Raw genomic sequence first — 18,188 nt, forward strand, 5'->3', positions numbered from 1 at the left:
ATTCAACAATAGTCAATGGTTGAAATTCTAAGAGTTGAGCGTTTGAAAAAATATTTTATTAAAAAAGGAATGTTTGGAGGAAAAACTGCAACAGTTAGGGCAACTGATGATATTTCTTTTTCACTTGAGGTTGGAGAAGTTTTAGTATTGGCAGGTGAGTCAGGTTCTGGAAAATCAACCATAGCTAAATTAATCCTAAGATCAATTGAACCTGACACGGGGAGAATCTTTTTTGAAGGAAATGAAATAGATAACGAAAAAAAGAATTTAGATAAAATCAGAATGAATTGTCAAATGATTCATCAAGACCCATATGATTCCATTAATCCTAGAATGAAAATTGGAGACATTGTTGCAGAGCCTTTAGAAATTCACAAAATTGGAAACAAGCAAGATAGAGTAAAGAGAGTAATCGAAGTTTTACAAGAGGTAAAACTTGAACCTGCCCAAGAAATAGTAAAAAAATACCCCCACATGTTATCAGGAGGACAAAGGCAAAGAATAGTTCTAGCACGAGCCTTGGCATTAAAACCTAAAATCATCATTGCAGATGAGCCAGTTTCAATGCTGGATGTTTCAATTAGAGCTGAAATGCTCGAATTAATGCACGAATTACAGAAAAAATACAATATTTCATTCATCTACATCACACATGATTTGGCAACTGCTAGGTATTTTGGACAAAAAATAGCAATCTTGTATATGGGAAAAATTGTTGAAACGGGTCCAATTAACCAAGTCTTGCTAAAACCAAAGCACCCATACACTCAAGCATTAATTGATGCAATTTCAGAGCCAGATCCAGATAATCTAACGAAAGAAAGGAAGATCAGGATTAAAGATGCAACTTACGAAGACACTTCCCAAGGATGTAGATTTAGAGCAAGATGTCCCTATGTAATTGAGAAATGTATTGAAGAACCAGAGTTGTTAGAGATTAGTGATGGCCAATTTTCTGCATGTCACATAAAATTAGACTAGGACGTTTTTACAGATGGCATTCGTTTATCTTTGTAAGTAACAACATTTGAAACACCATTCTTTGGAAACACACCATAGATCAACTTAGCTTTCTGTATTACAGAATCTTTGAGTGAAACCATTATGAATTGACTTTCTTTTGATCTTTCTTCTAAAATTTTTGCAAGTCTTTCAGAGTTTGGAGCATCAAGATGGGCATCAACCTCATCAAACAAGTAAAACGGAGATGGTTTTAGTTTTTGTAATGCAAGAACAAATACAATAGCTGCCAAAGTTTTTTCACCGCCACTAATTGATGTTGATTCTCTTTTTGGTTTGTTAGGGAATTGAATCAAATAAGAAATTCCAGAATTGAATATATCATCTTCATTCTGTAATTCCAACCAAGCATTTCCTTCAGTCATTTTATTGAAAATTAAACGGATTTCCTTATCGACTTTGTCAAATGCATCCAAGAATGTTTGCCGCTTATCTTTCTCAATATCTTCAATGAATTTAACAATGGAATTTCTCTCCTCCTCAAGAGAATTCTTTCTTGTGGACATTGAACGATATCCATATGAGACTTCAAGATAGGTTTCAGGGGCCTTGGCATTTAGTGCATTAAGTGTATTTAGTTCTGCAGTCAGTCCTTGAACAATAGATTCAACATCAAATGTTTCCATATCCTTATCAAAACCAAATGCAGATAGAAGTTGTTTGAGTTTTACTTCATTTTCAACTAAATCATGCAAATCCCTATTCAATGAATCAGTTTGACGTTCCAATGAATTCATTTGCTTTGTAATCTCCCTATCTTTTTCAGATAAAATTTTTGAGTTTGTCATCATACTCTTTTAGATTTTCAATTGAGGAACCAGATGTGGAAATTAGATCTTGTTCTTTTTCTCTTAATTTGATTAAAACTTGACTTTTTGATTCTTTTTGTTTTTCCAAATCCAAGATTTTTTGTTCTAGTTCTTTGTATTCTAATTTCAGGGAATTTTCTTCATTGGACAAACGATCGAATTGAGACTTTTCTCGGTTATCTTGGGTTTGCAAAGTTGTTTGTTGAGAAGATTTATCACGGTATTCATTCATTATTGTGGTGTATAGTTTTTCAATTTCGGCTTTCTTTAGGTTAATTTTTGATAATTCATTTGCAATTCGAGTTTGTTCTCCACTAGCATAATTTTCCTCGACAATTGCAATACGCTGACGAAGTGATTCTACATGAGATTCAGATGTAGAAACTTCAGACTCAATAGTTTCATTTCTCGAAGTCAGTTCAGAGATTCTTTTTGTCAATTGATCTTTCATGGTGATTGCAGAACTAATTCTCGATTTTAGATTTTCAAAATTTTCATTAGCCGATGTTAGTGAATTTTCAGAGATGGAAAGTCTATCAGAATAAGATTGGATTGAATCATCTAATTTATTCAAAGAATGTTTTTTCTTTAACATGTATTTTTTGATCAAACCAATAGACTGGAATAAGCCATCAATATCACTACTCATTGAAATCAATTTTGTTAGTTTAGAAATCTTTGAATTTATGTCAATTACAACGGTTCCTCCTTTTGCCTCAAAGAATTCACCATCCAGAGTAACTGCTTTGTAACCCATTTGAGACACATCATAGCCAGATTCGCGAGATTCAGTAAGGACAATATTTCCAAACAAGAATGTTTTGAGAGCAGAGTAGGCAGCATCACAGTTTACATAATCCGCAAGAACACCAATCACTCCAGATTTTTTAGGAAGTTTTAGATTGAATTGAGGAATTGCATCAAGTGGAATGATTTTTAGTTTTGGCAAATTTTTACTTCGGGCAACTTCTGCAATTCCAAGTAATGTTGCAAAGTCCTTTACAACAATTGCTTTAATCCAATCAGAGCTTACAGCCATAACAGAGCGTTCATATTTTTTGTCCCAAGAAATCATCTCATATACTAATCCCTCTATTCCAAGTTTGTCGGCATCTTCTTTTAATTTTGCAACTGTGTAATCTTCATGCATGAATCCTTTTACGGTTTTTATTTTAGATTCGTATTGAGTTGCTGCCTTGCTGGATTTTTCTAAAATTAATCCTAATTCATCCATGTCATTGTTAATTTTTAATTTTCTTTCACGTAGTTTTGAAATTCTAGATTTTAATTCAGAGATTGTGGCAGTATGATTATTAATCATAGACTCTAATTGAGATTTGTATTTAGTTAGTTTTGCAATATCTTCTTCTAATTCTGAAAACTTTGTAGAATTAGTTTTTATTTTAACGATGGATTCATCTTTTTCATTTTGTATTTTAGATAATTTTAGTTCAGATTGGTTTAATTCATTTGTCAGTGACTTTATCTTATTATCAATTTCAGATTTTTTAGCTGCAGCTTTTGATTGTGCGTTTAGGACATCATTTCTTTGTGAATCAATAATTTCTAAATCAGCATTAATTTTGTTTTTCTTTGAATTTGTTTCTTCAATTGACTCTTTAATTTTATTTATCTGAGAATTGATATCATTTCTTACTTGATTAATCTCTTCAATTTCATTTTTAATTTCTGGAATTCGAAGTTCGATTTGTTGAATCCTTTTCTTTGATGCAGATATTGTTGAATTATCAATTTCATATTGTTCCATTGCAGAACTTATTTCTACATCAAGGGATGCTTTGGCCTGACTATAGTCATTAGCTTCTGCCATCAATTTCGATTTTTCAGTTTCAAGAGATTCAATTTCTGCACGCAATGCAGTTCTTTCTTCGTCAAATTTTGTAATTTCAGAAGTTAGAGTGTGTAAAGAGGATTCTTTAGAAGATTTTTGCTCAGAAATAATTTTCATTTTATTGGCAGCAGCTATTGCCTTGTAACGATTTAATTCTCGCTCTAAAATATCGTGTCGTAATTTTTGATTTCGTTCTTCTTCAAGTTCATCAATTCTTTTTTTAATTTCACCCATTTTTGCAAGGGCTATCTCTAATCGTCTATCTGCTTCATCAAGTTGTTTTACCGACTCGGTCTTTTTTTCATCAAAATAGGATAATCCAATTAAATCCTCAATAGTTTTCCTTTTTTCCTCTGATGTGAATTCAGAGATTCTAGTCACAGTTCCTTGTTGAACAGCATTAAGTTGGCCAAGTCCTGCATTTGCCATATCTAGTAAATCAAGAATATGGCTTCTGTTGGTTTTCTTTTTATTTAGATAGTAAGAGTTTTCCCCATTTTCATCCATTTCTCTTGTTATTTCAACTAGATCTGAATCTACAGGGATTTTTCTATCCGAGTTATCAAAGTGAACACTTGATCTTGCCATTTTTGGGCCACGGCGATTTCCCTCAATATCATGAATTAATGAACGAAGTTTATCGACTCTCATTACTTTGGGTTTATTTTCACCCATTGCAAAAATAATGGCATCCAAAATGTTACTTTTACCAGATCCGTTTGGGCCTGAGATCGATACAAGTCCAGGTTCGAATTGAACCACAGTATTCTTAAATCCAAAGGATTTGAAGCCAAAGATCTCTACTTTTTTAACATGAACCAATAACAACAATTTCACATTAGATAGGATAATCGATGGTTAACAAGTTTAGTTGACAGAATTGAGTAATTTTTCTTGTTTTGTTATCATATTTTTCGTAACGGTTAGGCCTAACAAATCATATCATGTAATTCAAAACAAATTGATTCGTAATGATAGAATGTTTAGAATTTCTTCTCATCATTTAAAAATTCGAGTTAGGCACGATGCAGGTATTTTTATTAAATTAAAAAGTGGTTTCAGGCTTTATCGGGATTTCCCTTGAACACCTGAAGCACACAAACGATAGGACGGTGTTAAAGTAACTACAACAAAAAATATCTTAACATCTTGTGTGTGTACTAAAAACAAACAGGAAGTTTTTGAAATATAGTATGATCGGATGAATTATTGTTTTCAATAAATTATATCAGAGGAGTTGTGATAAACCCCACAATAGATCCGGCCATAAATAGGAATAAATTTTTTGAGAATTTCATCGGGTTGATAATAATTCTAGATAATATAATAAATAATATCGATTGTATGGATTAAACGATCATCCAATATAATTAAAAGAAGACGGAAACCTTTCTAATTTATTGATTTTAGGGCCACCTATAATTACCGATAATGGATTCTAAAATTATGGTCAAATTAGGAGTGATTCAAACAAAATCCTATGATTCAAATCAAAAAGGAATATCAAAAGTATCAGAGATCTTAAAAAAACTCGGCAGAAAAGAGACAGAAATAGTATGCCTACCCGAACAATGGTTAAAAAATAATGAAATCAAAGATTTTGATTTGGAATTTTTAGAATTTAAGAGAATTGCCAGAGATTTTGCAATGACGATAATACCAGGGGCATTTTATGAAATCAAAAAAAATACATCAATCATCTCCCCAATAATAGGACCAGAGGGGGAATTCATAGGTAGGCAGGAGAAAATCCATCCTTTTGATTATGAACGAAAAAATGTAAAGCCTGGAAAAGAGGCCAAAATTTTCAATACATCGTGCAAGTTTGGGATAATCATCTGCTATGATATGGTATTTCCTAATGTTGCCAACATTCTTACAAAGAAAGGGGCCCAGGTATTATTTTCACCAAGCAGAATTGTTAGGCGAGGTATTGTTCCTTGGCAGATGTATGTTCAGATCAGGGCATTGGAGAACAGAATACCCATTATTGCTGCAAATGTAGAGAATAAAAAATATGGTGGGAATAGCATCATTGTAGATCTATCAGAAAATAACAAAATTATGACAACAAACATGATCAAACTAAAAGGCGAAAGTCAAAAAAGCAAAGAATTTGAACTTGAGAAATACGAATCAAGTAGAAAAATTAGATTTTCAGATTCAAACAAATTTCAATAGTTAATTGCCAGCAACAAACTTTTCACATTCACTTTTTGCTAAAGCATCAGAAGTTTGTTCTATTGGGTGCTTCATCAAATAAGCACTAGCAGGTTTAATTGGACCACCGACGCCCCTATCAAGTGCAATCCTAGCTAATCTAATTGCATCAATTACAATTCCTGCAGAGTTTGCTTTATCATCTACTTCCAAACGAACTTCCATGTTGTAAGGAATGTTTGCCCATTGACGACCTTCAATTCTCATAAACATTAACTTAGTGTTACCTAAAAATGGAATAAAATCAGATGGGCCAACATAGATTTGATCATCATCTAATCTTTCTCGAAGCTGGCTTTGAACACTTTCTGTTTTAGAAATTCTTTTTGAAGCTAATCTATCTTGTTCTTTCATATTTAGAAAATCAGTATTTCCACCAACATTGATTTGGTAGGTTTTTTCAATTTTAGTTCCTCTGTCACTACATAATTTTGCCAGTGTTCTATGTACAATAGTTGCGCCAACTTGACCTTTAATATCATCACCAATACATGGGATGTTCTTTTCTTCAAACTTTTTTGCCCATTTTTCATCAGATGCAATGAATGAAGGAATACAGTTCACAAAAGCAGTGTTAGTATCCAGACAAATTTGAGCCCAAAATTCAGTAACTTTGTCTGAACCTACAGGCAAGTAAGATACGATGATTTCAACTCCTTTCTCTTTGATAATTTGTTTAACCTCTTCAGTGATTTGTTCTACAGATTTTGGATTTTCAATAGGTTTAATTCTATTTTCAACCCAAACCCCCACTCCGTCTAAAATTGGGCTTTCATACACCATAGCATCATTATGTGGTAAATCTTCTTTAGCAATCCAATCAACCATATTTGGAAATGCATAGATTGCTTCATGAAGGGGTTTACCAACTTTATTTTCACCAACATCAAATCCACAAACAAAATCAATATCATGAATTCCATATCCTGCTAATTTATCATGAATAATTCCAGTAACTTCTTGAGAAGGATTTTTTCTATAATATTCAATTCCTTGAATTAAACCAGAAAAACAATTTCCAATACCAACTAAACCAACTTTTATTCTATCAGACATTTGAAATTTGGTATTATTAGGCGGGTTTAAAGTTTTCTTACTCGACAGAATGAAATTGTTTCTTGAAGGCAGAATTTTATACTTGGCATCAACAACCAAACTAATGGTAGAGCCGGGTCGTCCAGTAAAAGACATAGAAATAGATTCCAATACATCTTTAGTGGAAATTTTTGAAGAATTATCTCAATCAGGGGGATTTGAATCCGTAAACCTATCAGACGGATTGGAAATTTTGTCAGAGATGATTTCAGATAAACAGTGTTTGCGATTTGTTTCATTTGTTGGTGCAGTAGTATCGACCGGACTAAGAGGAATAATCAAAGATATGATAAAAAACAAATGGTTTGATGTTGCAATCACAACATGTGGTGCATTAGATCATGACATTGCAAGACATTTTTCACATTACAAAGAAGGAACATTTACGATGGATGACATGGAATTGGCAGATCAAAATATCCATAGATTAGGAAATGTGCTTGTTCCAATGGATAGTTATGGTCCACTCATCGAAGAGAAAATGCAGGCATTTTTAGAAGAAGAGTATCAAAAAGGAGTAAAAGAAATGACCACTGCAGAGATTTGTAAAATGATTGGAAAACATCTAGGTGAAGATTCATTTCTTTATTGGGCACAGAAAAACAACGTAAGCGTAGTAGTTCCAGGAATAATGGATGGTGCAGTAGGGAGTCAAATTTGGCTTTTTGCACAAAAGCACAGCGATTTCAAACTTAACATGACGGGAGATGCAGATTTACTTTCAGGATTTATTTTCAAAGCCGAAAAATCAGGAGCATTTATGATTGGCGGGGGTATTTCAAAACATCACACATTATGGTGGAATCAATATAGAGAAGGGTTAGATTATGCATTTTACATCACTACTGCACAAGAATTTGATGGGAGTCTTAGTGGAGCCTTGGTCAGAGAAGCAATTTCTTGGGGAAAAGTAACGCAAAAAGCTAAACAATCAACACTACATGCAGAAGTAACAACAATTTTGCCATTTATTTATGCAGCATTAATCAAAAAATTACAAAAATAGTTTTGAATCTAGATAAACCCTCTTATCTAATCACTACAGAGATATTCTATTGACTTCTGAAATTAAAATTAAAGAGATAAAATCTGTGAATCTTGAAGGAGGGTACTTAATTGATGGATTTCCTTCAGTAGGATTTAGCAGTGCAATTGCAACAGAGTCAATGATACACACATCAAATTTTGAGTTAGCAGGTATTATTGATTCAGAAAAATTTCCACCAATAAGCGTGATAAAAAATGGGAAGCCAAATTATCCAACTAGGATTTTTGTTAATGAGGATCTTAAAGTTGCAATTTTTTTATCATATCTAACACTTGAACAATCTTTACACAGAGTTACAGCTAGAACTATGTTTGAATGGGCAAAAAAACACAAGATCGAATTAATTCTCAGTAGTGTAGCAGTTAAAGATCCTAATGGAAATGAAGAGATGATTGGAATTGGAAGTACTGAATCAGCAAGAAAGAAAATAAGAGATGCGGGATTAAAAGTATTAGAACACGGTACAGTTCCAGGAATTCCCGGAGTTTTGTTAAATGAAGGAAGTGTAATAAAACAGGATGTTGTAGTAATAGTCTTTCACACAAAGGGGGAAGGTCCAGATTTTAAATCGAGTGCAAATCTTTGTATGGCTATGTCAAAATTAATCCCAGGTGCCTCATGCAACATATCATCATTACAAAATGAGGCAGAAAAAGCTGAAGAAGTAATAAAAGAAGCACAGGTAGAATCAAGCCAGATCAAAGATTCAATGTATAGATAAAATTTTTCAATTAATGTTTAATTCAGATTTTAATTTCTTGTAATCAGTAGAAAATGGAACAATTTTTAGAATTTGCAGTACTAGTTATTGCCATTTCAGCATCAGGAGTAATGGCACCAGGTCCATTGTTTGCAGCAAACATATCATATGGATTAAGAGACGGTACAAGATCGGGAATTAAGATGGCCGTTGGCCATTCAATTGTAGAATTTCCATTAATCATACTATTAGGAATAGGAGTGTTTTCTTTAGAAATATTTCCTGAATTTAGAACAGTAATTTCAATTTTAGGCGCAATAACACTTTTCATTTTTGCAATTCTTCAAATTAGAACAGTTTTTTCAAGAAAAGAAATTTCAGAGATTAAACCAAAACAGAGTCCACTAATTGCAGGGGTTTTACTTAGTGCATTAAATCCATTTTTCATAATATGGTGGCTTACAATTGGTTTTAAATTAATTTCAGATGCAATGTTGATTTGGGCATTTGCCGGAATTGTAATTTTGTTCGGTTTACATATATGGATGGATTTTGTGTGGTTAGGAGTAATATCATTTCTTGCTTCAAAAAGTTCAAAGATACTATCGAATAAAAACTACAAAGTATTGATGGTTTGTTTGAGTTTGGTATTAGTGTATTTTGGAATAGTGTTCTTGACAGATTCGATATATTAACTGCAATCCAAAATTTCTATTTCAGGTTCACATGAATCATTAAATGAATCAATTTTTTCAACAATTATTTCACACAATTCAGGATCAAGTGATTTTTCATACGAGAAAATATCATTTAGTATCAACATATGTTGAATCCCACATGAATTTCCTGTAAAACTAAGGAGTACAAGAATGAATAAAATCAATAATGCAAATAGAAATAAATTTTTTAAACTAATTTTTTGAAATATCAATTTCCATTGTAGAAACATTTCGTTGTTTCCCATCTTGCGAAGTAAGAGAATCAGAAGAAATTCTTACATCACTAATAACATACCCAACTGAATCCATTCTTTTTACAATCATTTGAGAAACATCAACTGCTTGCGTAATTCTTTTACCTCTAGCTTTAATCGTCACAGTTGGCCTAGTAGAAAGTTGAGTTAAAGTTGCAGAAACATATGTCATTATAGGTTTAGTACCAACAAAAATCACATCACGCTCTTCAGAAGGAGGATGAGTTTCAGCAGCATCACTTTTTGGTTCTGGTGTTGGTTCAGGTTCTGGTGTTGGTTCAGGTTCTGGTGTTGGTTCAGGTTCTGGTGTTGGTTCAGGTTCTGGTGTTGGTTCAGGTTCTGGTGTTGGTTCAGGTTCTGGTGTTGGTTCAGGTTCTGGTGTTGGTTCAGGTTCTGGTGTTGGTTCAGGTTCTGGTGTTGGTTCAGGTTCTGGTGTTGGTTCAGGTTCTGGTGTTGGTTCAGGTTCAGATTTAGTTCTAGAGTCAAATTCGGATAAAATGTCTTCAGCATCTTTTGATTTTTTAGGGTCGCTCAATTTTGAATTCCTGTCATTACAAAACTTTCTCCGGCGTTTATTAATTTTTCAGGTTTTGCCCTTTGAGATAGTCTTCAAGTAATTTTTCAAGATCATCTTCATTACTAGCTTTTCTTATTTTCTCAACCAAATCCTCTTGTTCAATCTCATAGCAATTTAAGACATCTTGAGAATCTTTGAAAACCAGCATTGCTTTATTTTTAAAAATACAATGATAGAGTTTTTCTTTTTCCATTTTCTCAGGTTTTAAATTGACTCCGTTTTCATCAGCAGAAACTGGATAATCCATAAAATTATGACATGGCATCAGTATTTAGATGAATACACAATACAGTAATAATCAAAACAACATTGAAAAATATTGGAAACGAGAGTAGTTTTCCACATAGATTTTGATTATTTTTATGCTCAGTGTGAGGAGACAAGATCACCAGAATTAAAAACAAAGCCAGTATGTGTTTGTGTTTTTTCAGATAGGGGAGGAGATAGCGGTGCAATTGCCACGGCTAATTATGCTGCAAGAAAATTTGGTGTAAAATCAGGCATTCCAATTTCATTTGCAAAGAAAAGATTAGAAGATAGGAAGGATGCAGTATTTTTGCCAGTAGATTTTGAATTTTATTCTGAAATGTCACAAAAAGCAATGGAGGTTATGAAATCTAACGCAGATATTTTTGAATATGTTGGAAGAGATGAAGCATACCTAGATGTAACAAAACGAGTAGATGGAGATTTTAAAAAAGCAAGTCACCTAGCACAGCAAATTAAAAATTCCATTAGAGAAAAAATCAAACTTAGTTGTTCCATTGGAATTTCACCTAACAAATTAATTTCCAAAATTGCATCAGATTTTAGAAAACCAGACGGTCTTACAGTTGTAACTCCAGATAACATGAATGAATTTTTAGAACCATTAAAAATCAGGTCAATTCCAGGAATTGGTAAAAAAACTGAACAGAGATTTAGTGAGATGAAATTAGAAACTATACAAGATTTAAAAAAATTGGATGTTTTTACCTTGAATAAAGAGTTCGGGAGAAAGAGTGGAACTTACATCTACAATGCAGTGAGAGGAATTGACACCGAACCAGTCAAAGAAAGAGAGGCAAGCATACAATATAGTAAAATATCTACATTGAAAAAAGATTCTAAAGACTATCAATTTTTGTATGAAAATATTGTTGAATTATCTAAAGAAGTACATAATGTGTTAATGAAAAATAATAGAATGTTCAAATCGGTCGGAATTCATATTGTTCAATCAGATTTATCAATTAAATCAAAATCTAGAATGCTCAAAAATCCAACAAAAAGTCTGGAGGAACTACAAAAAAATGCTGATCAATTACTAAAAGAAGCTTTAGAAAATCAAAAAGATACAATTAGAAGATTAGGAGTTAAAGTTTCGGAGCTTTCAGAAGTTCAAGGTCAAAGCAGCATTACAAATTATTTTTAAATTAGGAACTCATTGTTCAAGTTTTTTCATTCTTCTTGATTCTATCAATATGACCACCAGAATAAATGCAAATAGCCACGGCAAAAACATAATTTCGCCTGCAATTTTGTGGTATTCTTCCCAAGCCACAGGATCTGTTGTTACCTTAAGAGCATACCAAGATAATGAAAAGATTCGAATCAGATTAACAGTGATTGTTCCAATTATCCCTAAAACAAAATACATTATTTTTCGGGGTCTTGGAATATTCAATTTTAGCATGAATGCTCCAATGACTAATGAAAAAATGATAATACTATGAACACCTGCAGATGGCCAAAATACTTGTAAAGCCATAGAACCATGATCACCCCGAAGGAACATGACATTGTCTTTTGCCACTGCAGTTCCTAGATCAAGAACTGTGATAATCCACACATTTGCTTGAACAAAGTATGGAACAACATATTGTAATGGACCCAAAGTATCATATGGGAAAAATGCATCAAGGGAAAGAATAATTGCAGTGCCAATTAAAAAGATCGGTCCAGCTGGTGCAATTCTAATCCATCGCTTGCCAAAGAAAATAGTCAATGCAGCAACAACAAAAATTGCCATTACAACAAAATCCCACATCCATGTCCAGGAGTAAATTAATTGCACATCAAACTGCTCGGCTGATTCAACAAGATACTCTCTTAAACCATACTCTAATGAAATTAAATATCCAATAGTTAGAATTGCCATAGGAATAACTGTGAGTAATCGTTTTTTTGATAGGACAATTTTAAGACCAATTAATTCAGCTACTACGAAAACAAGTGCAAAGAAATAACCTCCCCGACCTTCATTCCAACTCCATGCTATAGAATCAGGATATGCAATCATCGAGAAAAGAATTGGACTTGCAATTATGATAATTCCGAAAATAAGATTCCAATTCTGCATTAGTTAAACCTAAAAAATGGCAAATAAATAGCTGAACTTTGTAAGTTTTGAAAATTTATTCATAAATTAAAATTGGAAAAAGAGCCACTAATCTTCGGCATCTTCAATTTCATCTGCCTCAGGATCTCTCCTACTTGGCCTGATTGGAACATAAATGAATGTCATAAATTCTATTCCCAAGACTCTAACATACATTCAAAGGTTGTAATTATTTGCCTAATTGGTAATTTCTAGTGCATTAAGATGAAGGATCAAACTTGCATTCAATTTTCAGGGATTTTATTGTTGTAAAGTATGTGATAGTCAAAATTCCAATGGCAATTATTCTAATTGGTATTTCATAATTTGTTAAAAATGCAGTTGCAGTGGCCCCTACTGATCCAAATGTTGAGATTACAGCAAATCCAATTGGCCCACAACTACATGCACCTGCAGCAGCACCAATGACAGATCCAAATATTCCGCCGCTAATTTTTTGTTTAGATTTTTTAAGAATATTAATTCGAAATATGTTCATTGGTAAAACTAAAGCAGATAAAAAAGAAATTGTTAAAATTAGAATAAATCCAAATTCAGTACCAGAAGGAATGTGGCTTACTACATATGGCTCTAAGAATATGTATTCAGATAAAATTAGCAGGCCCACCATCATAGATGAAAAAATAATAATTGCTAAAAGAAGATATTTGAAATTTGAAAATATCAGAGTTGTTACAGATGTCATCTATGCCATTGTGTCCAATATTTGTTTGAACACTGAAAATGGTTGTGCACCACCAAGTTGCTGCTGTCCGTCTGGTCCTACAATAAAGAATCCAGGAGTTCCACGTACACCATTATCTCTTGCTTGTTGTGTATTATACTGCACACGTTTAGAATATTTTCCGGAATCAAGACAGCTTTCAAAAAGTTCCATGTCAAGACCTAAACTAAATGCAAATGCTTTTAGTCGTTCAGAATTTGCCCATCCTCCATCAATTTTTGATTCTTGTGAGATGTAAAGTAAGTCATGGTAATCCCAATACATCCCTTGATCTTCAGCACAGTATGATGCTTGAGCTGCTTTTGGAGAATCTTTTCCTAAAAAGGCCATGTCAACAAAAACTAGATTTGCTTTTCCAGTTTCAATGTAATCACGTGTTATCGCAGGCTTGGTATTATGAAACCAATTATAACATTGATGGCATTGATAATCACCAAATTCAACAATAGTTATTGGAGCAGAAGGATCTCCCAAAATTGCAGAACCCATAGCTGTAGAAATGGTTCCGTGTGTTCTACCCATATCAAGATTCACAGATTCTGAAGGAGAGGATGAAAGGGATGCTGCAACACCTGCAATAATTCCAATAACAATTACGCCTAGAATTACAGCTTTTTTGTTCATATTTCAAAACAGAGTTAATTGGTTAAAAAAACTTATTCCAAATTACGGGATGACTTTCTTTTAAACAAATTTACAAATTTTGCAATTGCAATATCAATTGGACACATCTCACATACCATCTTTGATGAATGCTGATCAAGATGTTTTTCAAATTTTTCTCTAGATTCTAAAACTAGATCACATTTTTCACAATAGACTTTTTTGGTATTATTCTTTGATGGATTGTCCACTATTTTTTTGGGTAACTAGTGCTTATAAAGATCCTGTTGAAAATCAAGATGTGCTAAAAAGTCTGGACAAATTTGTTACAGGATTTTTTGTAGTAGTATTTGGTATTTTATGGTATTGTAGTTCAAAGTATCAAATCAAACAGAGTCACTACACAATCGTAGTACATGATATTTTTGGAAAAGAATCCAAGATTAACGGAATAAGAACAAGTTTTAGAACATTGGAAGTTACACAAAGTTACATTTCAGAATATCAAAAACGTTTTGAAGGATATAGTTTTTCACTTGCACAAGAGATTCCAATAATCAAAAACCCAGCATTTAAAATTTTTAAAAAAATTCAAAGATAGTGAATTCTCATGTGAACATTAAGTTCAACTTCATATTTTGTAACATACCCACAATGAGTACACGAAAACATATCAGATTGCTTCACAGTTTCTCTTTCTATCACTCTTCCTGAAATTGATGTTATGTTAATTCTCTCATTATTTGAGATCACAGCAAAATTTTTTCCTTCATCAATAGAGTCCAAGTATTCTTTAATGGATGAAATCACCAAATCAACATCAATAGGATCATCATCAAAAGTAGAAAGTGTGAATTGATGTTGTTTTATTGTGGGAATAGCTTCCACTTTATCTGCAACATACACTAGCAATTCATTTTTTATTGAAGAAATATCCTTGCAATCAATTGTAAGCATAAGATTTCAAGAAGTTGTCAATATTTTAGTCTAACAATAATTGAAAATGATTATTATGGTTGGCAGTGTCTGTGAATAGAATGGGAGATTCAGAAACATTTGGAGTTGAGAAAGGTCATGGCGAAGAGGTCGTGTCATGGCTAAACAGTCAGGCCAAGAAACAAGGGGTAAAACTTGAAGCAAGACTATACGGATATGAAATTTCTACAAAAAATTTTGGAGATTTTGAAATGTTTTCATGGATGGGGGATGTTCAAATTGCTAGAAAAATGATTATCAAAGCCAGTAAAAGATTCAAGGTACGAGTTATTGAAGGAGGGTACAAACCAAAAGAAAAATTACTGAGATTAAAAAAATTTGATTTTGCCAAAGTCAAAAAAGGAGAAAAGACAATAGGTCAATTAGAATTTTCAGCACCAAGATTTGGAAATAGTCAATGGGAGATACAAAATGAAGAACGTCATTGAGAGATTAATTCATAGGAAGTGCAATAAGTGAAAAAGGTAGGAATTATTGGATTAGGAATGTTAGGGAATGCAGTAGCACTGCATTTGTTGGATTCAGGTTTTGAAATAACAGTTTACAACAGATCAAAAGAAAAAACATTACAAATCAAAGAGAAAGGTGCAAGAGTTGCTTCATCGCCAAAAGAGGTTGCAGAGCAAGTAGAACTGCTAATAATTGTAGTAAAAGATGCAGAAGCAGTAAAACAGGTATCTTTTCAAAAAGATGGAATTGTTGAAGGTAAAAATGAAAAATTAATTGTTGCAGATATGAGTACGATAAATCCATCAGAATCAAAAAATATTTCAGAAAAATTTCTTGGGCACAATATAAAGAAATTAGATATTCCAGTGATGGGAGGACCAAATGTTGCAATTACTGGAGACTTAGTAATGATGGCATCAGGAGATAAGAAAACATTTGAAAGTTGCAAAGATGTTTTTGAGAGAATTGCAAACAGAGTATTTTTCTTAGGGGAAAGTGGAGTGGCACATTCAGTCAAATTGGCTATGAATCTTCAAATAACTATGCTAGCACTTGCTCTATCAGAAGGAATTACACTTGTAAAAAAATCAAATGTTGAACCTGAAAAATTTCTTGAAATTTTAAACTCGACTTATTTTAAAACAGGGATGAGTGAAAAAAAGGCATACAAAATGGCAAAAGGCCAATATGAAGCCACATTCACTCTTGCAAATCTAAAAAAAGATATCAGTACGATTACAGAGACTGCCAAATCTTTAGGAGTGAAATTACCAATGACTGAGAAGGCTGAAGAAGTTTACGGAGATGCCCTAAATGAGGGATTGGGAAATGTAGACTATACAGGAATAATCGAATACATTAAAAGAATTAATGATTCAAAATAAAACCAAAATCACGAATAAAATTAAACAAAAATTCTATAAGTTACGGGTTCTTTGTGTTAGTATGAGATTAAGTGATAAAGTTGCCATAGTAACTGGTGCATCAAGTGACATAGGCAAAGGGATTGTGAAAAGATTTATCGAAGAAGGGGCAAAAGTAGTTCTAGTTGCAAGAAATCTAGAAGGCTTAGAAAAAGCAAGAAAAGAGATCGGAAATGAAGAGTCAACAGCTTCAGTTACATGTGATTTGACTGATGAATCCCAAACACTACAGGCAGTAAATCAAATCATGGACACTTATGGTAAAATAGACATTTTAGTAAATAACGCCGGAGCAATAAATGACCCAGTACACTTTCATGAAATGAAGGATATGGAAATTAAAAAACTCATTGATGTGAATTTGTTAGGAGTCTTCCATATGACAAAGGCAGTGCTTTCAAAAATGTCAGATGTGAAAAAGGGTTCTATTGTAAATATTGGTTCAATATCAAGTGAAAGGGCAATACCAAGAGTTCATTTGGCAGTTTATTCAGCTACTAAAGCCGCAATTTCCATGTTTACAAAATCAATTGCAGTCGAATATGCTAGAAGAAATATCAGATGCAATTGTGTGAATCCAGGAATAATTAATTCAGGAATGATTAAACCATATTTAGACGATCCCCAAGCAAGGAAAGTTCTCGAAGAAAGATTACCACTTGCAAGAGTTGGAGAACCAGTAGATGTTGCAAATGCTGCACTCTATTTAGCATCAGACGAAGCAAATTGGGTAACAGGCACCATTCTCAACGTGGATGGTGGTAAGACTGCCTCAGAAGGATAATCCTTTTTCAAACAATCTTTTTGCAAGTAGTTGTGAGACGCGAATAGGTTCTGGAATAGAACCATGTAATGTTATATCATTAAGAAGATGCTTAACGTCATTTAAGGTACAACCTTCCTTTCTAACAAAAATATCATGAGAGGTATGCAAAGTAATTTTCTCTCGTTTATTCAATTTATTATATTCAAAAATTTTGGATTCAGATGAATTTGGGAAATGATGTTTAATAGCATCTTCAATTCCAAGAGAATCATTGTATGAAACTCCAATGATTGGAATTTGTAGGGAATCAAATAATTTTTTGATATCTATAATGTTATACATCGAAACTATCAAGCCAGAGATCAGCACATAACTTACATCAGGTCTATCTAGTTCACCATACATTTTAAGAATAGAATCAGTGGCATCATCACCACCCAATGTTGCACTTCCAAAAACAAAATCATCAATAATGAAATCTCGTCTCATTACAATTCCAGATAAAATAGAATTTGATGAATTAGGGGCAAAGCTTTCAGCTATTGCAAGCCCCCTTAATCCCTTTTTTTCAAGATGGAGGGATCTCATTGTTTTTTGTCCTCAAATATGCACGGTAGCTCAATCCCGTAATTACCATTACAACGCCAGTAATTACAGACCACATTACAAAAGATGAGATTTGAGATTCATCCACAAATAATTAAAAAAATAGTTACCATCTAAAGTTTCTGTTGGAATAAAAAATAGATATTCAAGCAGGGCATGAAACATCTAAATAGATTTGATGCAGACGAAAAATATGCCCGAATTCATATGTCCTGACTGTGGAAAACGTCTTTTTCATGAAAATGAAACAACCCTAAAGGTTGAAGAGACAATACACTCTAAATTCTGCAGAAAGAGTGAGGGAGAAACTCATAGTTACATGCACAGAGATCCAGCACATATGGAAACATTTGATTCAGAAAGAGAAAACGACTCAACAGGCACTCCAGTTTTAAAGAAATAAGGTTCAAAAAAATTCCTCAAAATTATATCCTAGCTGCTTTAGA

At 33.0% G+C, this 18,188-nt stretch carries 22 protein-coding genes and 1 pseudogene; 11 read left to right on the forward strand and 12 right to left on the reverse strand.

The genetic code is table 11. The features are described from left to right. The first annotated feature begins 15 nt into the window (after window positions 1-15). On the forward strand, window positions 16-981 hold the full coding sequence (locus NADRNF5_RS07110; protein WP_048116602.1) for an oligopeptide/dipeptide ABC transporter ATP-binding protein: 966 nt from the start codon (window positions 16-18) through the stop codon (window positions 979-981). Here NADRNF5_RS07110 and NADRNF5_RS07115 read toward each other — a convergent pair. Beyond that, window positions 978-4,503: pseudogene (locus NADRNF5_RS07115) on the reverse strand (chromosome segregation protein SMC). The gene NADRNF5_RS07110 and the pseudogene NADRNF5_RS07115 sit on opposite strands and share 4 nt — an antisense overlap. Window positions 4,504-5,127: 624 nt before the next feature. Between NADRNF5_RS07115 and NADRNF5_RS07120 the strand changes: the two are divergent. Then, window positions 5,128-5,862: a carbon-nitrogen hydrolase family protein gene (locus NADRNF5_RS07120; protein WP_048119307.1), complete on the forward strand. Its 735-nt coding sequence runs from the start codon at window positions 5,128-5,130 to the stop codon at window positions 5,860-5,862. Here the strand turns inward: NADRNF5_RS07120 and NADRNF5_RS07125 are convergent, their stop codons facing one another. After that, the gene (locus tag NADRNF5_RS07125; RefSeq protein WP_048116605.1) at window positions 5,863-6,957 is read right to left on the reverse strand and encodes an inositol-3-phosphate synthase; all 1,095 of its coding nucleotides are present in this window, start codon (window positions 6,955-6,957) and stop codon (window positions 5,863-5,865) included. Between the two features lie 103 nt (window positions 6,958-7,060). On the opposite strand from NADRNF5_RS07125, the gene NADRNF5_RS07130 reads away from it, so the two are divergent. From NADRNF5_RS07130 to NADRNF5_RS07140, 3 genes are read left to right on the forward strand one after another with little or no spacing between them, the layout of a single operon-like run. Continuing rightward, a complete protein-coding gene (locus tag NADRNF5_RS07130; RefSeq protein ID WP_048119310.1) occupies window positions 7,061-8,002 on the forward strand; it encodes a deoxyhypusine synthase in 942 nt (313 codons plus the stop codon). A gap of 49 nt (window positions 8,003-8,051) precedes the next feature. Then, window positions 8,052-8,765 carry a proteasome assembly chaperone family protein gene (locus NADRNF5_RS07135; protein ID WP_048116608.1) on the forward strand — a complete coding sequence of 238 codons (714 nt, stop codon included), beginning with the start codon at window positions 8,052-8,054 and terminating at the stop codon, window positions 8,763-8,765. A 53-nt stretch (window positions 8,766-8,818) separates the two neighbouring features. Continuing rightward, a complete protein-coding gene (locus NADRNF5_RS07140; protein ID WP_048116612.1) occupies window positions 8,819-9,439 on the forward strand; it encodes a LysE family transporter in 621 nt (206 codons plus the stop codon). Here the strand turns inward: NADRNF5_RS07140 and NADRNF5_RS11805 are convergent. The 3 genes from NADRNF5_RS11805 to NADRNF5_RS07155 all read right to left on the reverse strand — a co-directional run bounded on the left by NADRNF5_RS11805 (window position 9,436) and on the right by NADRNF5_RS07155 (window position 10,541). Beyond that, window positions 9,436-9,567 (reverse strand): hypothetical protein, encoded by a 132-nt coding sequence (locus NADRNF5_RS11805; RefSeq protein ID WP_257719694.1) that lies wholly within the window; start codon window positions 9,565-9,567, stop codon window positions 9,436-9,438. The two genes, NADRNF5_RS07140 and NADRNF5_RS11805, sit on opposite strands and share 4 nt — an antisense overlap. Window positions 9,568-9,655: 88 nt before the next feature. Further along, the gene (locus tag NADRNF5_RS11920; RefSeq protein ID WP_192828306.1) at window positions 9,656-10,252 is read right to left on the reverse strand and encodes an AlbA family DNA/RNA-binding protein; all 597 of its coding nucleotides are present in this window, start codon (window positions 10,250-10,252) and stop codon (window positions 9,656-9,658) included. 40 nt (window positions 10,253-10,292) lie between these two features. Beyond that, window positions 10,293-10,541 (reverse strand): hypothetical protein, encoded by a 249-nt coding sequence (locus NADRNF5_RS07155; RefSeq protein WP_048116620.1) that lies wholly within the window; start codon window positions 10,539-10,541, stop codon window positions 10,293-10,295. A gap of 72 nt (window positions 10,542-10,613) precedes the next feature. Between NADRNF5_RS07155 and dinB the strand changes: the two genes are divergently transcribed. Next, window positions 10,614-11,708 (forward strand): DNA polymerase IV, encoded by a 1,095-nt coding sequence (gene dinB / locus NADRNF5_RS07160; protein ID WP_048116623.1) that lies wholly within the window; start codon window positions 10,614-10,616, stop codon window positions 11,706-11,708. A gap of 9 nt (window positions 11,709-11,717) precedes the next feature. Here dinB and artG read toward each other — a convergent pair whose 3' ends face one another. From artG to NADRNF5_RS07180, 4 genes are all read right to left on the reverse strand, one after another. Continuing rightward, entirely contained in the window at window positions 11,718-12,635 is a 918-nt protein-coding gene (gene artG, locus NADRNF5_RS07165; RefSeq protein ID WP_082051994.1) for a thaumarchaeosortase, read from the reverse strand. Window positions 12,636-12,873: 238 nt separating this feature from the next. Continuing rightward, a complete protein-coding gene (locus NADRNF5_RS07170; RefSeq protein WP_048116626.1) occupies window positions 12,874-13,359 on the reverse strand; it encodes a hypothetical protein in 486 nt (161 codons plus the stop codon). Then, window positions 13,360-14,022, reverse strand: a complete 663-nt coding sequence (locus NADRNF5_RS07175; RefSeq protein WP_048116629.1) for a DsbA family protein — start codon at window positions 14,020-14,022, stop codon at window positions 13,360-13,362. Between the two features lie 32 nt (window positions 14,023-14,054). Then, a complete protein-coding gene (locus NADRNF5_RS07180) occupies window positions 14,055-14,252 on the reverse strand; it encodes a hypothetical protein (RefSeq protein WP_048116632.1) in 198 nt (65 codons plus the stop codon). On the opposite strand from NADRNF5_RS07180, the gene NADRNF5_RS07185 reads away from it, so the two are divergent. Beyond that, complete coding sequence (locus tag NADRNF5_RS07185) at window positions 14,240-14,602, forward strand: hypothetical protein (protein WP_237089232.1); 363 nt, start codon at window positions 14,240-14,242, stop codon at window positions 14,600-14,602. The genes NADRNF5_RS07180 and NADRNF5_RS07185 overlap by 13 nt on opposite strands. Here the strand turns inward: NADRNF5_RS07185 and NADRNF5_RS07190 are convergent. After that, a complete protein-coding gene (locus NADRNF5_RS07190; protein ID WP_048116635.1) occupies window positions 14,593-14,958 on the reverse strand; it encodes a C2H2-type zinc finger protein in 366 nt (121 codons plus the stop codon). The genes NADRNF5_RS07185 and NADRNF5_RS07190 overlap by 10 nt on opposite strands. An 80-nt stretch (window positions 14,959-15,038) precedes the next feature. Here NADRNF5_RS07190 and NADRNF5_RS07195 point away from each other — a divergent pair, with 80 nt between their 5' ends. The 3 genes from NADRNF5_RS07195 to NADRNF5_RS07205 all read left to right on the forward strand — a co-directional run bounded on the left by NADRNF5_RS07195 (window position 15,039) and on the right by NADRNF5_RS07205 (window position 17,154). Next, window positions 15,039-15,425, forward strand: coding sequence for a hypothetical protein (locus NADRNF5_RS07195; RefSeq protein ID WP_048116638.1), 387 nt, complete (start codon window positions 15,039-15,041; stop codon window positions 15,423-15,425). 27 nt (window positions 15,426-15,452) lie between these two features. Further along, a complete protein-coding gene (locus NADRNF5_RS07200; protein WP_048116641.1) occupies window positions 15,453-16,331 on the forward strand; it encodes an NAD(P)-dependent oxidoreductase in 879 nt (292 codons plus the stop codon). 61 nt (window positions 16,332-16,392) lie between these two features. Then, window positions 16,393-17,154, forward strand: a complete 762-nt coding sequence (locus NADRNF5_RS07205; protein ID WP_048116652.1) for an SDR family NAD(P)-dependent oxidoreductase — start codon at window positions 16,393-16,395, stop codon at window positions 17,152-17,154. On the opposite strand, the gene NADRNF5_RS07210 is transcribed toward NADRNF5_RS07205, so the two are convergent. Beyond that, window positions 17,143-17,724 carry an endonuclease dU gene (locus NADRNF5_RS07210; protein WP_048116655.1) on the reverse strand — a complete coding sequence of 194 codons (582 nt, stop codon included), beginning with the start codon at window positions 17,722-17,724 and terminating at the stop codon, window positions 17,143-17,145. The two genes, NADRNF5_RS07205 and NADRNF5_RS07210, sit on opposite strands and share 12 nt — an antisense overlap. Beyond that, window positions 17,705-17,830, reverse strand: a complete 126-nt coding sequence (locus tag NADRNF5_RS11810; protein ID WP_257719695.1) for a hypothetical protein — start codon at window positions 17,828-17,830, stop codon at window positions 17,705-17,707. The genes NADRNF5_RS07210 and NADRNF5_RS11810 overlap by 20 nt, the downstream gene beginning before the upstream one ends. A gap of 105 nt (window positions 17,831-17,935) precedes the next feature. Here NADRNF5_RS11810 and NADRNF5_RS07215 point away from each other — a divergent pair, with 105 nt between their 5' ends. Further along, on the forward strand, window positions 17,936-18,145 hold the full coding sequence (locus NADRNF5_RS07215) for a hypothetical protein (RefSeq protein ID WP_048116658.1): 210 nt from the start codon (window positions 17,936-17,938) through the stop codon (window positions 18,143-18,145). The last annotated feature ends 43 nt before the right edge of the window (window positions 18,146-18,188 follow it).

Origin of the sequence: Nitrosopumilus adriaticus, assembly GCF_000956175.1 — an archaeon.
GTDB classification, from domain to species: domain Archaea; phylum Thermoproteota; class Nitrososphaeria; order Nitrososphaerales; family Nitrosopumilaceae; genus Nitrosopumilus; species Nitrosopumilus adriaticus.

Excerpts from the sequence above, each read along its gene's own strand:
- NADRNF5_RS07110 (WP_048116602.1), top strand. The coding sequence starts at position 16 with ATGGTTGAAATTCTAAGAGTTGAGCGTTTGAAAAAATATTTTATTAAA.
- NADRNF5_RS07120 (WP_048119307.1), top strand. The coding sequence starts at position 5,128 with ATGGTCAAATTAGGAGTGATTCAAACAAAATCCTATGATTCAAATCAA.
- NADRNF5_RS07125 (WP_048116605.1), bottom strand. The coding sequence starts at position 6,957 with ATGTCTGATAGAATAAAAGTTGGTTTAGTTGGTATTGGAAATTGTTTT.
- NADRNF5_RS07130 (WP_048119310.1), top strand. The coding sequence starts at position 7,061 with ATGGTAGAGCCGGGTCGTCCAGTAAAAGACATAGAAATAGATTCCAAT.
- NADRNF5_RS07140 (WP_048116612.1), top strand. The coding sequence starts at position 8,819 with ATGGAACAATTTTTAGAATTTGCAGTACTAGTTATTGCCATTTCAGCA.
- NADRNF5_RS11805 (WP_257719694.1), bottom strand. The coding sequence starts at position 9,567 with ATGTTGATACTAAATGATATTTTCTCGTATGAAAAATCACTTGATCCT.
- NADRNF5_RS07155 (WP_048116620.1), bottom strand. The coding sequence starts at position 10,541 with ATGGATTATCCAGTTTCTGCTGATGAAAACGGAGTCAATTTAAAACCT.
- artG (WP_082051994.1), bottom strand. The coding sequence starts at position 12,635 with ATGCAGAATTGGAATCTTATTTTCGGAATTATCATAATTGCAAGTCCA.
- NADRNF5_RS07170 (WP_048116626.1), bottom strand. The coding sequence starts at position 13,359 with ATGACATCTGTAACAACTCTGATATTTTCAAATTTCAAATATCTTCTT.
- NADRNF5_RS07175 (WP_048116629.1), bottom strand. The coding sequence starts at position 14,022 with ATGAACAAAAAAGCTGTAATTCTAGGCGTAATTGTTATTGGAATTATT.
- NADRNF5_RS07185 (WP_237089232.1), top strand. The coding sequence starts at position 14,240 with ATGGATTGTCCACTATTTTTTTGGGTAACTAGTGCTTATAAAGATCCT.
- NADRNF5_RS07190 (WP_048116635.1), bottom strand. The coding sequence starts at position 14,958 with ATGCTTACAATTGATTGCAAGGATATTTCTTCAATAAAAAATGAATTG.
- NADRNF5_RS07195 (WP_048116638.1), top strand. The coding sequence starts at position 15,039 with ATGGGAGATTCAGAAACATTTGGAGTTGAGAAAGGTCATGGCGAAGAG.
- NADRNF5_RS07205 (WP_048116652.1), top strand. The coding sequence starts at position 16,393 with ATGAGATTAAGTGATAAAGTTGCCATAGTAACTGGTGCATCAAGTGAC.
- NADRNF5_RS07210 (WP_048116655.1), bottom strand. The coding sequence starts at position 17,724 with ATGAGATCCCTCCATCTTGAAAAAAAGGGATTAAGGGGGCTTGCAATA.
- NADRNF5_RS07215 (WP_048116658.1), top strand. The coding sequence starts at position 17,936 with ATGCCCGAATTCATATGTCCTGACTGTGGAAAACGTCTTTTTCATGAA.